Source organism: Fretibacter rubidus (genome assembly GCF_041429785.1).
Classification (GTDB): domain Bacteria; phylum Pseudomonadota; class Alphaproteobacteria; order Caulobacterales; family Maricaulaceae; genus Fretibacter; species Fretibacter rubidus.
On the sequence record NZ_CP163423.1, the window covers coordinates 21,311 to 40,493 of the forward strand.

The 19,183-nt window shown below is 52.1% G+C and carries 19 protein-coding genes; 13 read left to right on the forward strand and 6 right to left on the reverse strand.

Annotated elements, in window-relative coordinates; genetic code table 11:
* Nucleotides 1-3: 3 nt before the first annotated feature.
* Nucleotides 4-468, forward strand: a complete 465-nt coding sequence (locus tag AB6B37_RS00105) for an Lrp/AsnC family transcriptional regulator (RefSeq protein WP_371396859.1) — start codon at nucleotides 4-6, stop codon at nucleotides 466-468.
* On the opposite strand, the gene AB6B37_RS00110 is transcribed toward AB6B37_RS00105, so the two are convergent.
* Together AB6B37_RS00110 and AB6B37_RS00115 are read right to left on the reverse strand one after the other, a co-directional pair.
* Nucleotides 465-1,259 carry a 1-acyl-sn-glycerol-3-phosphate acyltransferase gene (locus AB6B37_RS00110; RefSeq protein WP_371396860.1) on the reverse strand — a complete coding sequence of 265 codons (795 nt, stop codon included), beginning with the start codon at nucleotides 1,257-1,259 and terminating at the stop codon, nucleotides 465-467. The genes AB6B37_RS00105 and AB6B37_RS00110 overlap by 4 nt on opposite strands.
* 124 nt (nucleotides 1,260-1,383) lie before the next feature.
* Nucleotides 1,384-2,598 carry a mechanosensitive ion channel gene (locus AB6B37_RS00115; protein WP_371396861.1) on the reverse strand — a complete coding sequence of 405 codons (1,215 nt, stop codon included), beginning with the start codon at nucleotides 2,596-2,598 and terminating at the stop codon, nucleotides 1,384-1,386.
* Between the two features lie 211 nt (nucleotides 2,599-2,809).
* On the opposite strand from AB6B37_RS00115, the gene zapE reads away from it, so the two are divergent.
* Nucleotides 2,810-3,907, forward strand: coding sequence for a cell division protein ZapE (gene zapE / locus AB6B37_RS00120; RefSeq protein WP_371396862.1), 1,098 nt, complete (start codon nucleotides 2,810-2,812; stop codon nucleotides 3,905-3,907).
* Between the two features lie 55 nt (nucleotides 3,908-3,962).
* Here the strand turns inward: zapE and AB6B37_RS00125 are convergent, their stop codons facing one another.
* Nucleotides 3,963-5,504 carry a M17 family metallopeptidase gene (locus AB6B37_RS00125; RefSeq protein ID WP_371396863.1) on the reverse strand — a complete coding sequence of 514 codons (1,542 nt, stop codon included), beginning with the start codon at nucleotides 5,502-5,504 and terminating at the stop codon, nucleotides 3,963-3,965.
* Between the two features lie 226 nt (nucleotides 5,505-5,730).
* Between AB6B37_RS00125 and mdh the strand changes: the two genes are divergently transcribed.
* The 3 genes from mdh (at nucleotide 5,731) to AB6B37_RS00140 (ending at nucleotide 8,201) form a co-directional block, all read left to right on the forward strand.
* Nucleotides 5,731-6,699, forward strand: coding sequence for a malate dehydrogenase (mdh, locus tag AB6B37_RS00130; RefSeq protein WP_371396864.1), 969 nt, complete (start codon nucleotides 5,731-5,733; stop codon nucleotides 6,697-6,699).
* Nucleotides 6,700-7,158: 459 nt separating this feature from the next.
* Nucleotides 7,159-7,611: a DUF2141 domain-containing protein gene (locus AB6B37_RS00135; RefSeq protein ID WP_371396865.1), complete on the forward strand. Its 453-nt coding sequence runs from the start codon at nucleotides 7,159-7,161 to the stop codon at nucleotides 7,609-7,611.
* A 62-nt stretch (nucleotides 7,612-7,673) separates the two neighbouring features.
* Nucleotides 7,674-8,201 (forward strand): GNAT family N-acetyltransferase, encoded by a 528-nt coding sequence (locus tag AB6B37_RS00140; RefSeq protein WP_371396866.1) that lies wholly within the window; start codon nucleotides 7,674-7,676, stop codon nucleotides 8,199-8,201.
* A 2-nt stretch (nucleotides 8,202-8,203) separates the two neighbouring features.
* Here AB6B37_RS00140 and AB6B37_RS00145 read toward each other — a convergent pair whose 3' ends face one another.
* Nucleotides 8,204-8,935: a LytTR family DNA-binding domain-containing protein gene (locus AB6B37_RS00145; protein WP_371396867.1), complete on the reverse strand. Its 732-nt coding sequence runs from the start codon at nucleotides 8,933-8,935 to the stop codon at nucleotides 8,204-8,206.
* Between the two features lie 156 nt (nucleotides 8,936-9,091).
* Here AB6B37_RS00145 and AB6B37_RS00150 point away from each other — a divergent pair, with 156 nt between their 5' ends.
* From AB6B37_RS00150 to sucD, 3 genes are all read left to right on the forward strand, one after another.
* Nucleotides 9,092-9,484, forward strand: a complete 393-nt coding sequence (locus tag AB6B37_RS00150) for a DUF2306 domain-containing protein (RefSeq protein ID WP_371396868.1) — start codon at nucleotides 9,092-9,094, stop codon at nucleotides 9,482-9,484.
* A gap of 132 nt (nucleotides 9,485-9,616) precedes the next feature.
* Nucleotides 9,617-10,813 (forward strand): ADP-forming succinate--CoA ligase subunit beta, encoded by a 1,197-nt coding sequence (gene sucC, locus AB6B37_RS00155; RefSeq protein WP_371396869.1) that lies wholly within the window; start codon nucleotides 9,617-9,619, stop codon nucleotides 10,811-10,813.
* On the forward strand, nucleotides 10,813-11,697 hold the full coding sequence (gene sucD / locus AB6B37_RS00160) for a succinate--CoA ligase subunit alpha (RefSeq protein ID WP_371396870.1): 885 nt from the start codon (nucleotides 10,813-10,815) through the stop codon (nucleotides 11,695-11,697). The genes sucC and sucD overlap by 1 nt, the downstream gene beginning before the upstream one ends.
* 347 nt (nucleotides 11,698-12,044) lie before the next feature.
* On the opposite strand, the gene AB6B37_RS00165 is transcribed toward sucD, so the two are convergent.
* Complete coding sequence (locus AB6B37_RS00165; RefSeq protein ID WP_371396871.1) at nucleotides 12,045-12,470, reverse strand: VOC family protein; 426 nt, start codon at nucleotides 12,468-12,470, stop codon at nucleotides 12,045-12,047.
* 70 nt (nucleotides 12,471-12,540) lie between these two features.
* Complete coding sequence (locus tag AB6B37_RS00170) at nucleotides 12,541-12,894, reverse strand: ArsR/SmtB family transcription factor (RefSeq protein WP_371396872.1); 354 nt, start codon at nucleotides 12,892-12,894, stop codon at nucleotides 12,541-12,543.
* A gap of 139 nt (nucleotides 12,895-13,033) precedes the next feature.
* Between AB6B37_RS00170 and AB6B37_RS00175 the strand changes: the two genes are divergently transcribed.
* The 5 genes from AB6B37_RS00175 (at nucleotide 13,034) to AB6B37_RS00195 (ending at nucleotide 19,159) form a co-directional block, all read left to right on the forward strand.
* Nucleotides 13,034-16,006, forward strand: a complete 2,973-nt coding sequence (locus tag AB6B37_RS00175; RefSeq protein ID WP_371396873.1) for a 2-oxoglutarate dehydrogenase E1 component — start codon at nucleotides 13,034-13,036, stop codon at nucleotides 16,004-16,006.
* Between the two features lie 165 nt (nucleotides 16,007-16,171).
* Nucleotides 16,172-17,746, forward strand: coding sequence for a 2-oxoglutarate dehydrogenase complex dihydrolipoyllysine-residue succinyltransferase (odhB, locus tag AB6B37_RS00180; RefSeq protein ID WP_371396874.1), 1,575 nt, complete (start codon nucleotides 16,172-16,174; stop codon nucleotides 17,744-17,746).
* Nucleotides 17,747-17,826: 80 nt separating this feature from the next.
* A complete protein-coding gene (locus AB6B37_RS00185; RefSeq protein ID WP_371396875.1) occupies nucleotides 17,827-18,270 on the forward strand; it encodes a hypothetical protein in 444 nt (147 codons plus the stop codon).
* A 4-nt stretch (nucleotides 18,271-18,274) separates the two neighbouring features.
* The gene (locus AB6B37_RS00190; protein WP_371396876.1) at nucleotides 18,275-18,712 is read left to right on the forward strand and encodes a hypothetical protein; all 438 of its coding nucleotides are present in this window, start codon (nucleotides 18,275-18,277) and stop codon (nucleotides 18,710-18,712) included.
* A 9-nt stretch (nucleotides 18,713-18,721) separates the two neighbouring features.
* Nucleotides 18,722-19,159: a hypothetical protein gene (locus tag AB6B37_RS00195; RefSeq protein WP_371396877.1), complete on the forward strand. Its 438-nt coding sequence runs from the start codon at nucleotides 18,722-18,724 to the stop codon at nucleotides 19,157-19,159.
* Nucleotides 19,160-19,183 lie beyond the last annotated feature (24 nt).

Consider the following 19,183-nt stretch of genomic DNA (forward strand, 5'->3'; position numbering starts at 1 on the left):
ACTATGTCTATTGACAGCAAAGACCGCCAAATTATCCGCGCCCTTCAAGAGAACGGACGTATGACCAATCAAGATTTGGCAGAGGCCGTGAACCTCTCGCCGTCCCCGTGTTTGCGGCGTCTTCGTAATTTGGAAAACGCGGGCATCATTCGCGGCTATAGTGTTGATGTGGACGCCAAAGCTTACGGCTTGCCGGTCACCGTTTTTGTCCGCGTGCAGTTAGAGCGTCACACCCAAGAGGCGGTCGCAGATTTCGAGCGCCATATCCGTGCCTGCCAAGATGTGTTGGAATGTTTTGTGATGACGGGCCAGTCGGATTACCTGCTGAAAGTGGTGGTTAAAGACCTGCCTGATTATGAGCGATTTGTGCGCCAAACGCTGCATCCTATTGGCGTGATTGGGTCGATTGATACGAGCTTTGCTTATGGCGTGGTCAAGAAGACGAGCGTCTTTCCGAAGATGGGCTAAAGCCCCTCTACAACCGCGCGGATCTGCGCCGTGGCGCGTTCTGCATTTTTGGGCAGGGCGCTAGGCGGGATGGGCTCGCCGAATGTCATAGTAAAAGTTTTATCTTTTTTGTTCAGCAGTTCATGGAACAGCGTGATGTCGCGCAGCTCTCCGTTGACCCGAGAAAAGAAATAATAGAGCCAACTGTTCCGCGCGCGGATTTTTAGCGGCACAACAGGGGCGTCGTATTTCTTGGCCAGCATGGCGGCAGAGCTTTGCCAGCTTTGGTCATAGAGACCGCCTAGACCAAGGCGGGCCAGCCGCCCGCTGGGAAATATGACCACGCATTGCCCTGCTTCCATTGCCGCTTTCACGTTCATTAAGGTCTGTTTGGTTTTGGCGAGTGTGCGTTTTTCCTTCACCCATTCGACGGGAATAATGATGTCTGTGGCATGCGGCATCACCCGCAGCGCGTCTGCATTGGCAAGGTAAAGGTGATCAGGGCGGCGGTCGCGTATGGCTTGAAACACTGCAATGCCGTCGGCCAACCCTGTGGGGTGATTGGCAATAATGATGCATTTTCCTGTGGCGGGCAGGTTGTTCAGCCCGCGTACGGCTGTGCGCGGCGCGATGTGATCGGTGACCAGCGTGAACGCCTCTCGCCCTGATTTATCCCGCACATTATCGGCTAAAAACACCGCCGCATCATAGGCGAGCATACGGTAGAGCAGGGGCTTTACCGCCCGAAACAGCTTTGGGCGTGTCGTGATTTTCGGCGCGCGTTCCCGAATTAATTGTTCAACAATATGCACAAAGTGTCTTTGGCGTACCCATGCGCATTAGGCAATAAAAAAGCCGCTCTCAATATTTGGGGCGGCCATTAAAAAAGCCGCCCTGAACTCAGGACGGCTTTCTTTTAGATTTTAAACGCAAGGTTTATTTTTTGCGTGTTGTTTTGGCAGGCATCCACTCGTTCAGTTTTTTCGCTGCCCATTCGCGGCCACCAAGACCAAAGGCGATTGCGCCGCCAACACCAGCAGCAACGGCTGCGGCCATGACAGAGTAACGGAACGCCGTGTCTACAATACCTTCACCAAGCTGCATTGTCTCTAGACCCATAAAGGTCACGATGACGATGGTTGCATATTTGATGATTTTACCAGCCAGGTCGCCCGATGTTTGTGTCACAAGCTTTGAGACAAAGTTTGCGATAAACAAACCAGCACCAATAATGATCGCGCCAAGGACAACACGTCCACCGACTTCAAGAAGCGTGTTAAACACATTGGTCAACTCTGGAATACCAAGCGCTTTCATAGCGGCGGTCAGACCCATCAAAACGATACCAACAAAGGCAACTGTTGCGATGATGTTTGACGGCACAACTTTTGTGCCTTCGCCGTCAAGGGCGGCCACTGTTGAGAGCGAGCGATCCACACCCAAAGCTGGCAAGGTTGATTTCACCAAGTTTGAAACAAAGCGTCCGATAAAGACGGCAGCGGCCAAGATGATCGCAGCACCAATGATGCTTGGAATATACTCAAGCACTGTGCCGAGCATATTGTTCACTTCGTCAGAGAAGCCGGGAATATCCCAGATACCAATCGCGGCAATCGCGAAAAGAAGGATAACAATGGCTTTGGCAAGTCCGCCCAAACCTTTGGCAATTGAATTTGACGCAACGCCGTCTTCTGTATCATTGACGTTAAAACGGTTCGCCAGGCGGTCAACCTGCGCAACTTCTAATGTCGAGGTCAGCGCATTTTGTACGACATTGGCGAGCATTACGCCAACACCTAGAACAACCGCACCGATGACAAGCTGTGGTAAGTAGCCAAAGATATTATCCATCATACCGTTCAGAAAGCCCAACTCTTCGGAAATCATTGGGAATTGCGATAGGCCGAGCAGGATAAAGACCAACCAAAGCACCCAGAAAACGGCCTTTGATAGGGATTTACCAATATTGCCGCCTGTGGTCTTGGCTTGTTTACCAATGCCTGTGCGGTTGATTGCGCCAGAAACAACGCCAGCTGCGATTTTAGAGATAAAGTAACCGACAATAATGACGGCGATAGCGATAAGCGGCCCAACAGCCCAAGCCATGCTGGCTGGCAGGAGTCCCGCGAGTGATTGATTCATTTGATCCATTTTAGATACCCTTTAGTTTTGTCCCCCTGACCTATGCACGCCTTTTCAAAGGCAGCCGCAATGGCCAAGTCGCGCGCTTTGCGCCCGCAATTGTGTTAACACTTAGTAATACTAACATAAACGTAAGCTGAATGGAAAGGGTCCTTGGGGCGACTTTCGCTTATCCGTGTCTTTTGCTTGACGGTTTCTCTTTGCGCATTAGACGGGTTTCATGTCAGTTTTTCAAAAGCTACAAGCCAAAATTAAAAGCGGTGACCTTTATGAGGATGACGCGCAATTATCCGCGGCCCGTGCGCTGGATGATGTGCTGTCGCGCCTATCCGATGACCCACCGAGCCAAAATTTTTTCACTCGCCGCTGGTCTGCGCCAAAGGGGCTTTATATGTGGGGCGGGGTTGGGCGCGGTAAATCCATGTTGATGGATTGGTTTTATGAAGAAGCCCCAATAGAGCATAAATCGCGCGTCCATTTTCACGGCTTTATGCTAGACGTGCACGCGCGCATTAATGCGTGGCGCAAAGACGACAGCAAAGACGGCGATCCCATTGTCCCGGTTGCGCGGGGTATTGCGGACGCATCAACGCTTTTATGTTTTGACGAATTTCACGTCACCGATATTACCGACGCGATGATATTGTCGCGCTTGTTCGAAGCGTTATGGTCGCGGGGTGTTGTTGTCGTGGCCACGTCAAACCGTGCGCCCGATGATCTTTATAAACACGGGTTGAACCGTCCGTTGTTCGAGCCCTTCATCGACATGATGCCAGACCATATGATTATTCATGAATTTGCTGGCGAGACTGATCACCGCCTGCGTCAATTAACGGCGGCCCCTGTTTATTACACGCCGCTGGACGCGGCGGCGCGTGACGGCATTGATGCGGCCTGGGCACGCTTGACCAGCGGGGCGTGTGAACGGCCGACGGTTTTGACGGTGAATGCGCGCGATGTCGTGCTAAACCGTACGGCGGCAGGGGTTGTCCGCACCAGCTTTCACCGGCTCTGCGCCGATACATTAGGGGCGGCGGACTATCTTGATCTGGCCCATGCCTTTCAAACCCTCATCTTAGAAGACGTGCCCCAGATGGGGCCAGAGAACCGCAATGAAGCCAAACGTTTTGTCACGCTGATTGATGCCCTATATGAGACCCGCACAAAGCTGATTATGTCCGCCGCCGTGGAACCCGCAGCGCTCTATCAGGACGGTGACGGCAGTTTTGAGTTCGAGCGCACCGTCTCTCGCCTTATCGAGATGCGCAGCGAAGATTACCTCGCACAAGCGAGTGTGATGGGGGAGGACGAGCCGTAAAAAACCGCCCCTCAAGGATGAAGGGCGGTTTTTATTTTGTCATTCATTGCGCGGCCTATTCTGACTCAAGGTCGCGGATGACGCCGTCCATGAACCGTACGCCCCATCCGGCGTGACCTTTGGGTGTGGTGGGGATTGCGCTATCAATCCAATCGACGCCTGCAATATCCAAATGCACCCACGGACGGTCTTCATCGACAAATGTGCCGACCACGGCTGCACCAATGGACGCGCCAGGATTGCCGCCTGTTGATTTAATATCGGCGATTGCGGATTTGATAGCTTTATAGTGATTAGCGTTTAGCGGTAGCGGCCAAACATCTTCGCCTGCTTCTGTGCCGATGCGCATCATGTGTTCTGATAGATCCCAATCGCGCGTAATCACGGCGGCGTAATCATCGGCCAAGGCTCGCGCGGCAGAACCTGTCAGTGTCGCGATATTAATTAAAAGTTTCGGGTCATATTCTTCCTGCACATAAGTCACCGCATCAGACAGCACGAGGCGGCCTTCGGCGTCGGTGCTCATCACCTCAATTGTTTTGCCTGACATGGTCGTCAGAACATCACCGGGGCGAATCGCGTCTGCGGCGGGCATATTTTCTGCCATCGCCATAACGCCGACGACATTAATATCGGCATTGCGTTTGGCAGCGGCATAGACTGTGCCCGCGACGGCGGCAGCGCCTGATAGGTCAGATTTCATCAACCATTGGCCATTATTGGGCTTAAGGCTAATACCGCCCGTATCAAAGGTGATCCCTTTACCGACGAGCGCCAGCGGCTCTTCGCCGCGCGTCCCGCCCATATAGCTCACAACAATAAGGCGTGGATCATGGACAGAGCCTTGGCCAACACCCATTAATGCGCCCATATTTTTGCGGCGCATATCGGATAGGCCCATGACCTCGACTTTTACACTAGGTACGCCTTTGAACAGATCGCGCACGCCTTGGGCAAAGCTCTCGGGATAAATCGACATGCCCGGTTCCGTGCCCATATCACGGGCAAAGGTCACGCCTGTCACAATATGTTCTAGGTCATTATTATAAAGGCGTTCCGCGCTGCTGGCCTGGTCAGTGTGAAAGGCCACCGTGCGGTCAATGTCCTCGGCGTCTTGCTTATATTTGGTAAATGTGTAGCTGCTAAGCGCGTAGCCCATGGCGACTTGGGCGGCGGCGTCATCCACATCCGTCTCTAGCCCGTCCACCATGACGCTTAGGTTTTTCTTGTTATTCGATGCTTGCGCCGTGTAACCGCCAAGGTCACGCAGCGTGCGTATGTTCAGCGCCTCATCACCCGTGCCAATCACTATAACTTGTTTGTACGGGCCCATGCCGTAAAGATGTAATTTCGCGCCAAATTTGCCTTTAAACTCAGCATCGTCCAAAGCCGTGGCTAAGCGCCCATCTGTCTTGTCATTGACAGTGGCCGCGGCCCCCGTAAGGTCGCCGTCACTATTTACAAACACGGTCACGTGGTCTTGGGTTTGGGCGGTTAGCGCACCAAAGGCAAAGTCAGTGTCGGCTTGGGCCAAAGGCGCCAAGGCAAGGCTTAATGATAGAGCGGTCGAGCCCGCAATGAATGACATGAAACGCATAGATTTTCCTTGTGATATGTTATTTTATAAAGTGGTTACGCCGCGCATAGAAAAAAGAGTTTATGGCCCCGCCGTCATAGTGTCCAATAGGCCTTTCCTATGGGCGGTATAGTCTGAAGCTATGGCTATGTTAAGTCTGCGACCAAAGTTTCAGGCCTTGGGCATTGCGACTCGCGGCGGGGGCGTCTAAAAGCGGCGCAATTATAACGCTTAACGGAGATATCCCATGGCACGTGCAAAAATCGCCCTTATCGGCGCCGGAATGATCGGCGGAACTTTGGCCCATATCGCGGCGCGCGAAGAATTGGGCGATGTTGTCCTGTTTGATATTTTCGAAGGCACCGCCAAAGGTAAGGCGCTTGACCTCTGCGAAGCGACGCCCGTCTTTGGCAAAGACAGCCACTTAAAAGGCACAAATGATTATGCCGATATTGCGGGTGCGGATGTCTGCATCATTACGGCGGGCTTTCCGCGCAAACCTGGTATGGACCGCAAAGACTTGGTCGGCAAAAACCTGGGCGTGATTAAACAAGTTGCCGAAGGCATTAAGGAATATGCGCCTAAAGCCTTTGTGATTTGTATTACCAACCCGCTCGACGCCATGGTCTGGGCACTACAAAAGTTTTCTGGTCTACAGCCGCGCAAAGTTGTCGGTATGGCGGGTGTGCTCGATAGCGCGCGCTTTCGCTGGTTCCTCGCCGAAGAATTTGGCGTTTCCGTGCAAGATGTTCACGCCTCCGTGCTGGGTGGCCACGGCGATACGATGGTGCCGCTCACGCGTTATTCGACCATCGCGGGCGTACCGCTGCCTGATATGATCAAAATGAAATGGACCACGCAAGAGCGTATTGACGCCATAGTGAACCGCACGCGTAAAGGCGGCGGTGAGATTGTCGGGTTGCTTGGCAATGGTTCTGCCTTTTACGCGCCTGCCGAAAGTGCGATTGAAATGGCGACCAGCTATCTGCGCGATAAAAAACGCATCCTGCCATGTGCCGTGCGCTTGTCAGGTCAGATTGCGGGCGTTCGCGGCCTATATGTTGGTGCACCAGCCATGATTGGGGCGCGCGGTGTAGAAAATGTTATGAACCTGCGCCTGAAAGCTGATGAGCGTGAAATGTTTATGAACTCTGTCGCGGCTGTTGAGAAAATCATCGCCGAATGTCAGGAAATGGAACCCTCGCTCCGGGATTAAGAATTGCTCATATGCGATAACGCTATGCGGCGACTGTAAGCGGTCGCCGCAATCTGCAAGCGCAGCCTATGGGATTGCGCCAATTAATGACTAAAAGTGAGAGAAATTTTTAACCAAGTTTCCCCTCAAGCGCGACAAATTAGTCAAATGTGACGCAAATGAGGCAATTTCCTTTGCTATTTTTATAAAAGTCATTACTGATAATTTTATGATTAAGCGCGATTCTTTGCGCGGACATCCTTTTTAGACGGGCAGCCCCACATCCGCCCGTTTCAAACCCCGCCTTTTCATGAGGGCGGGGTTTTTGTTTTTTCGCTCCTAGCCACCGCCTTTTCACGAGGGCGGGGTTTTTGTTTTCTCGCTTCTGGCCACCGCCTTACCCATGCGTGCGGGGTTTTTTAAATACAGTCATCGCTTCATGGCATGGGAACGATAACCCATCCCGCGCATAATCTTTATATGACATATCTTAGAAAAACTCTCACGGCTGCGATGATTATCGCTACATCAGCATTAACGTCTGCGATATCCGTTAATGCTGCTGAGCCAACAGCTACAATGACGTTGAGCGTCACGAATATAGACCCCGACCAAGGGCAAATTATGGTTGCGCTTTTTGATAGCCAAGCCGCTTATCAGTCAGAGACCCCGACACGGGACAGCGTTGTAAAGGTCGATAGCCCATCTGTGACCATTGATTTTCACGACCTGCCACTGGGTGATTATGCGTTCAAGCTTTTCCATGACGACAACGGCAATGGTGAACTTGATACAGATTTCATGGGTATCCCAAGCGAGAGTTATTACTTTTCAAATGATGCCAGCGATCCGTTTAGCGCGCCCGAATGGGCCGAGGCGAAATTTATCCTACGTTCGGGCAAAACAAGACACGTCGTTGATTTGTCAGATTAAGTCGGAAGCTTTGATATGAGCGCAACTTGTAGACTGCGGCGCTCATTATGATAAACAAAGCTATGAAAACATTTATTGAGACAGAGCGCCTTATCCTGCGCGAAATTGACATCATAAAGGATCTGGAGCCTTGGACAGAGATGATGTCCGACCCAGATACTGTGCGTTATATTGGCAATCAAACGATGAACCGCGCGCAAAGTTGGCGGCAAATGGCTATGGTCATTGGCCACCAAGCGGTGCGGGGCTATAGTTTTTATTCGGTCGTTGAAAAATCAAGCGGGGACTGGATTGGCCGTATTGGGCCGTGGTTTCCCGAAGGATGGCCCGTGCCCGAAATTGGGTGGACGCTTCACCGCGATTATACCCGCAAAGGATATGCCAAAGAGGCCGGCGCGGCTTGTGTGGATTACGCCTTTAACACACTGGGTTGGGATAGCGTCATTCACTGCATTGTTGATGGTAATATAGGCAGTATGAAAACTGCCGAAACCATAGGGTCAAGACGGCTTTATTCTATGGACGGTATTCCTGGTGTCACGGACGAGCTGTGCTGGGTTTACGGGCAAGAAAAGCCGGATAAGGTGTAGATCTATAGCCAGCCCGCCTCACGCAGGGCTTTCGCGCCGTTGCGGCTGACGGGTATCGAGATATCATTTGCCAGCGTAATCACCGTTTTACCGTCAATGCGTTTCACCGTTTTTGTGCCGCCTTCCGCGACCCACCACGACCGGTGCGGGGAAAGACCCGGCAGGGGGGCGACCTCTTTAATGGCATCGGACAACCGCATTAGGACCAAGTCATCACCTTCACTGGTGATAATGCGCACATAGTGATCTTCAGATGATAGGGCATAAATATCGGCCTGACGCAAGGTGGGCTTTAGGCGCTCATACAGGGCAGGGCGCGTGTCAGGTGCGGCCACTGCGGCCTCGCCTTTCTTTTGCAATGCACCCACGGTGCAAATGACCATGGCCACCACCCAAATATAAAACAGGCTGAGCGCGATATCGAGCCATCCGTGCGGACGGTGTAGCGGTATGGCAAATAATGTCACCATCAGTGTTGCGCCCAGCGATTGCCATATTGCGGTCGGCCACGGCTTGCCAGACAGTAGCCAACTGCGCCCTGTAATTTTGCTGATAATAAATTCTGCGCCCCATGCGCCGATACCGCCCGCCAAGCACAGCCCAACCCAATAGGTGAGGCGCCCGATAAAGCTAAAATTGCCTGTCCCAAAGGGTGCAAGGATAGACAGCACAACGCCGGCGACGACCGATGTCACAATCATAGAGGTAAATAGGCGTTGAAGGTTCGTCTGCATTTCACGCATCGTGAAGTGCAGCGCCTTGTAATTCAAGCGGTTTTTAGCCTATCCTCCGTCATTTCACGAAATGAAATGCGCGTTCACGTATGTCCGCTTTAACAGACAATCATTCCCTGCATAGTCGTTTCATCGACAGACGTAAAAGGACATAAAATGAACTTTGAGTATATAACGCAGGCCTCACCCGCCATTCAAATCCACCTTGTGACCGCACTGGCAGCCTTGGTCTTTGGCACTATAATGTGGCTGCGCCCCAAAGGTACGAAAAGCCATAAATTCATGGGTCGCGCCTTTATCATGATGATGGTCGTGACCGCCATTAGCGCTTATTTCATCCGCACGCTCGCCAATGGCAGCTTTAGCTGGATACATATCTTTGTGCCCATCACCCTCATCGGGTCGTGGCAGGTCGTGTCCAGTATCCGCAAGGGCCATATCAAAAAGCACAAAGCCCATGTGCGGAACATGTTTTTTGCCGCGCTTATGATACCGGGTGCCTTTTCCTTTATGCCAGGCCGCACCATGTGGATGCTCTTTTTTGGCTAAGCCAGAAACGGAGCCCAAAAAACCACAATGCCCTGTTGCGAGGGAAGGTCTGCCCGCCTATAAGACCCCCAAGTTTGAGGCTCTTAACAAAGTGCCTCTTTTGTTGAACACAGAGCGACGGAAACATACTCCATGAATATACATGAATATCAGGGCAAAGCTGTCCTTAAAGAGATTGGCGCGCCCGTATCCGAAGGCGTTGCAATTTTCAAAGCGTCAGAGGCTAAGGCGGCAGCTGAAAAATTGGGTGGGCCGCTTTGGGTCGTGAAATCACAAATTCATGCCGGCGGTCGCGGTAAAGGTAAATTTATCGGTGCGCCCGCTGATGCCAAAGGCGGCGTACGCTTGGCATTCTCTGTTGATGATGTTGTCAAAAACGCCGAAGAAATGCTCGGCGAATATCTGGTCACAGAGCAAACCTCTGATGAGGGCAAGCAAGTCAACCGTCTTTATATCGAGCACGGCTCTGACATTGACCGCGAACTTTATCTCTCCATCATTATCAACCGCGAAACCAGCCGCGTGTCCTTTATCGTGTCAACAGAGGGCGGTATGGATATCGAAGCCGTCGCCCACGACACCCCTGAAAAAGTTATCAATTTTGACGTGGACCCGGCGACAGGCTTTATGCCCCATCACGGTCGCAAACTTGCCAAAGCGCTCGAGCTAAAGGGCGACCTTGCGAAACAAGCGGGTAAGCTGGGTAAAGTTCTTTATAACGGCTTCCTCGCCAAAGACATGGCGATGTTGGAAATTAACCCGCTGATCGTGACCGAAGATCAGCGCTTGCATTGCTTAGACGCAAAAATCAGCTTTGATGAAAACGCGCTTTATCGTCACAAAGACATCCAAGAGCTTCGCGACGTCACAGAAGAAGACCCCAAAGAGACAGAGGCCAAAAAGTTTGACCTGTCTTACGTGGCGCTTGACGGCAATATTGGCTGTATGGTCAACGGCGCAGGATTGGCGATGTCGACTATGGATATCATCAAGCTTTACGGCGCAGAACCCGCAAACTTCCTCGACGTGGGCGGCGGTGCAACGAAAGAAAATATCGTTGCTGCGTTTAAAATCCTCACCTCTGACGACAAAGTCAAAGGCATCCTCATCAATATCTTTGGCGGTATTATGAAATGCGATATCATCGCCCAAGGCGCGGTCGATGCGGTCAAAGAGGTTGGCCTAGAAGTGCCACTCGTCGTGCGCCTAGAAGGCACAAATGTCGATAAAGGCAAAGAAATTATCAATAATTCAGGTCTGAACGTGATTGCTGCGGACGACCTAGACGACGCTGCGCAGAAAATTGTTGCAGCGGTGGAGGCAGCGTAATGTCAGTATTAATTAACAAAGACACCAAAGTTATCACACAGGGCATGACGGGTAAAACCGGCACGTTCCACACAGAACAAGCGCTGGAATACGGCACGAAAATGGTCGCAGGCGTGACGCCGGGCAAAGGCGGCACGACCCATATTGGCCTGCCTAATTACGATACAGTGGCAGAGGCCAAACACGCGACAGGCGCCACGGCGTCCGTGATTTATGTGCCCCCGCCCTTTGCCGCAGATTCTATCCTAGAGGCGATTGACGCTGAAATGGAACTGATCATCGCGATTACCGAAGGTATCCCCGTATCAGACATGATCCCAGTGAAGCGCGCCCTTGTGGGGTCTAAATCGCGCCTTATCGGCCCGAACTGCCCTGGCGTTCTGACCCCTGGCGAGTGTAAAATCGGCATTATGCCGGGCAAGATTTTCTCCAAAGGCACATGCGGCGTGGTCTCACGTTCTGGGACGCTGACCTATGAAGCTGTGTTCCAAACGACTCAAGTCGGCCTTGGTCAGACGACGGCGATTGGTATTGGCGGTGACCCGATTAACGGCACAAACTTTATCGATTGTCTGGAGCTATTCCTGCACGATGACGCGACAAAGCAGATCATTATGATCGGCGAAATTGGCGGCTCTGCCGAAGAAGAAGCGGCGGAATATATCGCTCACATGGCCAAAAAAGGTATCAAAAAACCAATGGTTGGCTTCATCGCGGGCCGCACGGCCCCTCCCGGACGCACAATGGGCCACGCTGGCGCGATTGTGTCAGGCGGCAAGGGCGGCGCAGAGGACAAGATTGCGGCGATGGAAAAAGCGGGCATCCGCGTCTCAGACTCTCCTGCCAAACTCGGTGTGACCATGATGGATGTCTTGAACGCCTAGGCGTTCAATGGGGATGGATGTGCTGAGCGTTTAAACACTCAGCAGGGATGGACGTGCGGAGCGCCTAAGCGTCCAATGTATAACCCGTCATAGCCGACCTCGTGTCGGCTATCCATATGTCGCATTGTCAATGTAAGCCGATGCGAGTGAGGCACACCTTCGCGCATGAATCACCGACACAGGGTCGGTGATGACGGCTGTAATTATTGTGGAGCCCACACAAAGGCCTCTTAGCCTCATGCGTCCCCCGCCTTTGCGGGGGACGCGGTTTTTGTTTAAATTGTAATTTTACACGCATCTCCCGCGAAGGCGGGAGTCTCAACCGTCACACCGTCAAGGTCCGGCATTTAGGCGTTATAATGCGCGAGTTCGCTCAGTGTTTTTTCGCCGTAATCATCGACATCGCCGAATGAGCGGAACGTCTCCCACCGCAAGCCAGACGGATCCATGGTCCAGTTCTTTTCTGATTTGGAAAAACAGCAAACAGTTTCGCCAATTTCCAAAAGCGGCGCTTCGGCGGCTTTTAAAGCCTTGGCTATCACGTTTAATTCTTCCGTATCGTCAACTTGCAAGCCGACATGGTGAATACCGGGGCTGTCGCCTTCTATCTCTATCACTTCGACGACGAAATTGACGCGCGGATCGTCCAGCATCCACTTGGCGTAATGGGCGCGCGTTTTTGTCGGGGCTTGCCCGAATAGGGTTGTGTAAAAAGCGACAGACGCGTCAAACGTTGCGTCTTGCGTGTTTACATGAATATGAATGCGTTTCATAGCTTACTCCTTTCATAAACATATATGTATGTTTGCGCATATATGCAAGTATTTTGTGAAAGGCTGTTATTTACGACGAGACGTCTTCATGCGCGCTTTTCTGGCATAGGCGCAAAGCATCGGCCAGCCCTTGTAGGGTTTGCGCCATATGCTCTGTTCTCAGCTGGTAAAGCACGCTGCGCCCATCCTTGGTTGCGCTGACAAGCCCTGCCTCGCGCAGGATTTTCAGATGGCGCGAAACGCCAGAAAAATCGATGCCGCAACATTGCGCGATTGCGCTGACGGGGACAGGGTCTTTGCGAGTTGCAAGGTCGGCAATGATAGAGACACGCACAGGGTCGCACAGCGCTTTGAACATATCGGGTTGAAAAGCGGCGGCCAAATGCTGCTGGCAAATATCGGGTAGGGGTCTGGTTGGGCTCATGCGTAAGGCTATCAATGTTTGCACCAACATGCAATCATTCGGGTCGCGCCCCCCAAACAAAAACCCACATTCACGCAAACTGCGCCTTTATCCTCTGTCTATATATGTTATACCCGCGTGAGCAGTCTTAGGAGGCTTTATGACCGCGCGCTCTGAAAAAAATCAGCAAATGCTGGACACACTTTATCTGGATGGGGCCAATGCGCTTTATCTGGAGCAGATGCAGGCGCGATTTGCGCAAAATCCAAACAGTGTTGACCCAAGCTTTCGCGCTTATTTTGAGAGCCTGGACGAAGCCTCTGATGCGGTAAAAAAGACGGCCGCTGGCCCGACGTGGAAACGCCCCGATTGGCCGCTTGACCCGAACGGTGATTTGACATCGGCTCTGACCGGGGATTACGGCGACGCCCCGGCTGCGCTGGAAAAACAAGCCGCAAGTAAAGTCGCGAGCGCTAACCCAGATATGAACGACGCTGCCGTCCGCCAAGCCGCAAAGGACAGTGTCGGCGCCTTGATGATTATTCGCGCCTACCGCGTGCGCGGGCATTTGATTGCTAATCTTGACCCGCTCGGTCTGCAAAAGTCTGGTCTACATCCAGAGCTTGACCCAGAGAGCTACGGTTTCACGGATGCTGATTTTGACCGCGAGATTTTCCTCGACGGTGTGCTGGGCCTTGAATATGCGACCATGAACCAAATCATGGAAATTCTGCGCCGCACCTATAGCTCCACCCTCGGTGTGCAATTTATGCATGTGTCCAACCCAGAAGAAAAAGCCTGGATCCAAGAACGTATCGAAGGCCCCGATAAAGAGATTAGTTTTTCAAAAGAAGGCCGCATGGCCATCTTGCAAAAGCTGGTCGAGGGCGAAGCGTTTGAGCAATTAATTCACAAACGCTATCCTGGCACAAAACGCTTTGGTCTTGATGGGGCCGAAAGCTTACTGCCTGCGCTGGAGCAAATTATTAAGCGCGGCGGTCAACTGGGTCTAAAAGATATTAATTTCGGTATGCCGCACCGCGGACGGCTGAACGTCATGGCGTCTGTCATGCAAAAGCCCTATTCGGCCATCTTTTACGAATTTTTGGGCGGTGTGGCGTCAGGGGCCGAGGACTTTGGATCGGGTGATGTGAAATATCACTTGGGCGTGTCTGACGACCGTGAATTTGACGGCAATAGTGTTCATCTATCACTCGCCCCAAACCCGTCGCATCTGGAGGTCGTGGCCCCCGTTGTGATGGGCAAAGCGCGCGCCAAGCAACAAATGGCGTCAGGTACTTATCGCACGCATAATCCCGAAGAAGTTATGGCCGTTATCTTGCACGGCGATAGCGCCTTTGCGGGCCAAGGTATCGTCATGGAATGTTTCCAAATGAGCCAGCTGGCCGGATACCGCACGGGCGGCACAATCCATGTTATTGTGAATAATCAAATCGGCTTTACGACCACGCCGGATGAATACCGTTCGGGTCAATATTGCTCTGACGTGGCCTTTATGGTCGAAGCGCCTGTATTCCATGTGAACGGCGATGACCCCGAAGCTGTGGTTTACGCCGCGCGCGTAGCGACTGAATACCGCCAAAAATTTGGCAAAGACGTGGTGCTGGATATCATATGTTACCGCCGTTACGGCCATAACGAAGGCGACGATCCGTCTTTCACCCAACCGATTATGTATGCCAAAATCGGCGATATGCCGTCCACCATGTCTGTCTATGCCAAGCGCCTAATTGACCAAGGCGACGTGACACAGGCAGAACATGAAAAAATGGTCGAAGACTTCTATGGCTATTTGGACGCTGAATTTGACAAAGCCAAAACATATGAGACGAAAGCACCCGATTGGTTGCAAGGGGTTTGGCAAGGTCTTAGCCAACCAACGGAAGGCGACGGTAAACGGCGCGGCGACACATCGGTGTCTGTTGACCGCTTAAAAGACATCGGCACGAAGATTACGACTGTTCCAAATTCTGTGAATATTCACCGGACGCTTAAACGCATCATCAAAGCCCGGGCCGAGAAAGTCGCGGCAGGTGAAAATATCGATTGGGGTCTGGCCGAACATCTGGCCTTTGGCACATTGATCACCGAGGGCCACCCCGTGCGCCTATCGGGTCAAGACAGTGAACGCGGCACGTTTTCGCAACGCCAATCAAATTTCATCGATCAAAAGACGGAGGAAAAATATACCCCGTTGAACCAATTGTCCGATGACCAGGAATATTACCAAGTCTTGAACTCGCATTTATCAGAAGAAGCGGTACTGGGTTTTGAGTATGGTTTTTCAGGGGCGGCCCCCCATGCGCTCACGATTTGGGAGGCGCAATTTGGTGATTTCGCCAATGGCGCGCAGGTCTTGGTTGACCAGTTCATCAGCTCCGCTGAACAAAAATGGCTCCGTATGAGCGGCCTCGTGATGCTCCTGCCCCATGGGTATGAAGGCCAAGGCCCAGAGCATAGCTCGGCGCGACTGGAACGTTACCTACAAATGTGCGCCGAAGATAATATGCAAGTGACCAATGTGTCCACGCCGGCCAATTATTTCCACGTGCTGCGCCGTCAGGTGAAACGCAAATTTAGAAAGCCGCTTATCAATATGAGCCCCAAATCGCTCTTGCGGAACAAGCTCTGCGTCTCGACCTTTGCCGAGATGGGCGAGGGGTCAGAATTTCATAGATTATTGTGGGATGATGCCCATTATAAACCCGAGATCAGCCAGCTAAAACTGGCCAAGGATAAAGATATCAAGCGCCTTATTATCTGTTCGGGCAAGGTTTATTATGACCTGTTTGAAGCGCGCGAAGAGCTAGGCCGGAATGATATTTACCTCCTTCGGGTTGAGCAACTTTACCCCTATCCGTCTGATGCGATGGAGCTAGAGCTTGCGCGGTTTAAAAATGCGGAGATGGTTTGGGTTCAAGAAGAACCTAAGAATATGGGGGCGTGGGCCTTTATCGAGCCGTTCATTGAAGAAAGCCTGACAAATATCGGGGCGAAAAACACGCGCGCACGGTATGTGGGACGCAAAGCTGCGGCCTCGACAGCGACCGGTATTGCCGCTAAACACAAGAAAGAACAGCAAGCCATCATCGATGGTGCCTTTGCGAAATAGGAGACGACCATGATTAGCTCATCTATGCTTATGGGTTTGGTCATAGGCGGAATTGTTGGCGGCCTGACCGCTTATTTCCTTGGCAAGAAAAAGAAGTAATTTTATCAAAACGCGGATACCGCAAAACGGATAAAGGGAAAGCGCATAGCGCTTAACGGACACATTATGACAGATATCACCATCCCCAATGTCGGCGAAAGTGTCGCCGAAGTCACAATCGCGCAGTGGTTCAAAGCTGTGGGTGACACCATTAAAAAAGACGAACCGTTGGTCGAGCTAGAGACGGACAAAGCCGCACAAGAGCTTGTCGCGCCAGAAGACGGCGTATTAGAAGAAATTCTTGTTGCCGAAGGTGACGTTGCCGAAATTGGCCAGCTCATTGCCAAATTGGGATCGGGCAGCGGTACAAAAACGGCTGATAAAGGCGATGCTGAGGTTAAAGCCCAGACAGAAGCGCCAAGCAGCGACAGCGCGCCGTCGGGACCCGCCCTTGATATTGACGTGCCCAATGTCGGCGAATCTGTTTCCGAAGTCACAATCGCCAGTTGGATGGTTGCCAAAGGTGACGCGGTTGAAAAAGATCAAGCCATTGTGGAATTAGAAACCGACAAAGCCGCGCAAGAATTGGTCGCGCCGCGTGCGGGTGTGATTACTGATATCCTTGTTGCCGAAGGTGACGTGGCCCAAGTCGGGCAAACGATTGCCAAACTCGGCGAAAGCGGCAGTGCCGCTGCGCCGGGTGTTGCGCCAAAAGCGGCCGGCGACGAAGGCGGCGCAGGTGGGGAACTGCCCGATGTGCCACCTACGAATGCGCCAACAGGAGACGCAGGCGGTATCGCCATGCCGTCGGCCAGCCGCATTATTAAAGAAAACAATTTGGACGCCAGCACAATTGCGGGCTCAGGCAAAGACGGCCGTATCACTAAAGGTGACGCGCTCTCGGCCAAGGCCAATCCTGCTCCTGCGTCCTCTGCCCCTGCACCGAAAGCGTCTGCGTCCAAAGTGTCTGGGCCCAAATCATCTGCGCCAAGAGAGCTGGGCCCACGCGAAGAACGCGTGCGCATGTCGCGTATTCGCCAAACGATTGCCCGCCGCCTCAAAGACGCGCAAAATACAGCCGCCATGCTGACGACTTATAACGAAGCCGATATGACCAATATCATGGCCATGCGCAGCCAGTATAAAGAGGTCTTTATCAAAAAACACGGCGTGAAGCTCGGCTTCATGAGCTTCTTTGTCAAAGCCTGTGTCCAAGCGTTAAAAGACGTGCCGAACGTCAATGCTGAAATTGACGGCACGGATGTGATTTACAAAAATTACTACGATATTTCTGTCGCCGTTGGCACAGACAAAGGTCTTGTCGTGCCTGTCCTGCGTGATGCCGATACGCTCTCGCTAGGCGGTATTGAAAAAGGCATCGGTGAGTTGGGCAAAAAGGCCCGCGACGGTCAATTGTCAATGGACGATATGATGGGCGGTACCTTTACGATTTCCAATGGGGGTGTTTACGGCTCACTCATGTCATCGCCCATTTTGAACCCGCCTCAATCCGGTATTTTGGGCATGCATAAGATTGAAAAACGCCCCGTCGTCGTGGATGATGAGATTGTTATCCGCCCGATGATGTATCTGGCGCTGTCTTATGATCACCGTATCGTTGACGGTAAAGAAGCGGTCACCTTCCTGGTGCGGGTCAAAGAATGCCTAGAGGACCCAGAGCGTTTATTGCTTGATCTATAGGCTCGTTTTCGACGCTTTTTCGTAAGACTCGACAATTTGTCGCAGCGCGGTTATAATCCTCCCATAATCTGGGGGGATTTATGGACAATGATATTGTAAAAGCAACGACGCCGTGGTGGTTCTGGCTCGTTAGCGGACTAATTTTGTTGTGGAACCTATCAGGTGTCGCCAATTACCTTAGCTCTGTGACCGCTACGCCAGAGAGCTTAGCAGCACAAGATTTCACGCCAGAACAAATTGAATTTATGCTGGCCATGCCGGCCTATTACGCCGCTGTTTTTGCCCTCGCTATCTGGAGCGGGGTGCTGGGGGCAATATTACTCCTGCTGCGCAAAAAACTCGCGGTGCCAGTGCTCATGTTTACCGCACTCATGGTTGTCATATCCTTTGGTATGGACGCGCTTGGCGGGACCTTCACGATGCTGGGCGGGGCCTATATCGCGATTATGATTATCGTTTTGGTGATCTCACTATTTGCGGTTTGGTTCGCGCGGTCCATGCGCGCACGTGGGATAGTGCGGTAGCACCATGGCAAATGTAATTACAAAAACACCCTGGTGGTTCTGGGTCGTAAGCGGCCTGGCTTTTGTTTGGAACTTGCTAGGCGTTGGCGCCTTCTTCGCGGATATGTCTATGTCCTATGATGACATGGTCACAAATTATGGGACAGCATTGGCTGACGCAGCCGCAAATCAACCCGGGTTTATAACTGTCGCCTACGGCGTCGCTGTATTGGGCGGCGCGATTGGATGCCTCTTACTTTTGCTACGCAGAAAACTTGCCCTTTGGCCGCTGCTACTTTCTTTAATCTGTGTGCTGATTCAACAAGGCTATAGCTGGTTTGGCACAGACGTAATGAGCACGGTCTCTGCGGGCAATAAGGCGATGTATATCTCCATTGTTATTATTGCTGTTTTTCTTGTTTGGTTTGCCCGTGCCATGACCGCGCGCACTATTCTGCGTTAGGCGGCCACGATGATTGATTTTACAAAACGCCCCCCTTGGTGGTTTTGGGTTATCAACCTTACGTTCCTATCGTGGAGCCTAATCGGATGCGCCATGTATCTGGCGGAACATATGATAGCACAGCCCGCCTATATTGACGCTTTTGGCGCGGATATGTGGGCCTTAAAAGAGATTACCCCCGCTTGGGCGACCGCAGGTTACGCTGTGGGTGTTTGGGGCGGCCTTATTGGCGGCTTGCTATTGTTGATGCGTCGTCGGTTATGTCTGCCGTTTTTCTATGCCTCTTTCGTCGGTGCTATTGTTGGTTTTCTACCCTCCATTATTGATGGTCGGTTTCGGGCTGTGATGGGGGCAGGGGATTACAGCATGCTTGTTTTTGTCTGGGCCGTCTGCATCCTTATCATTGGGTTCGCCGTCCGCATGCGCCGCCAATCCTATTTACGCTAAGCTCATCTTATCACGACGCGTTTA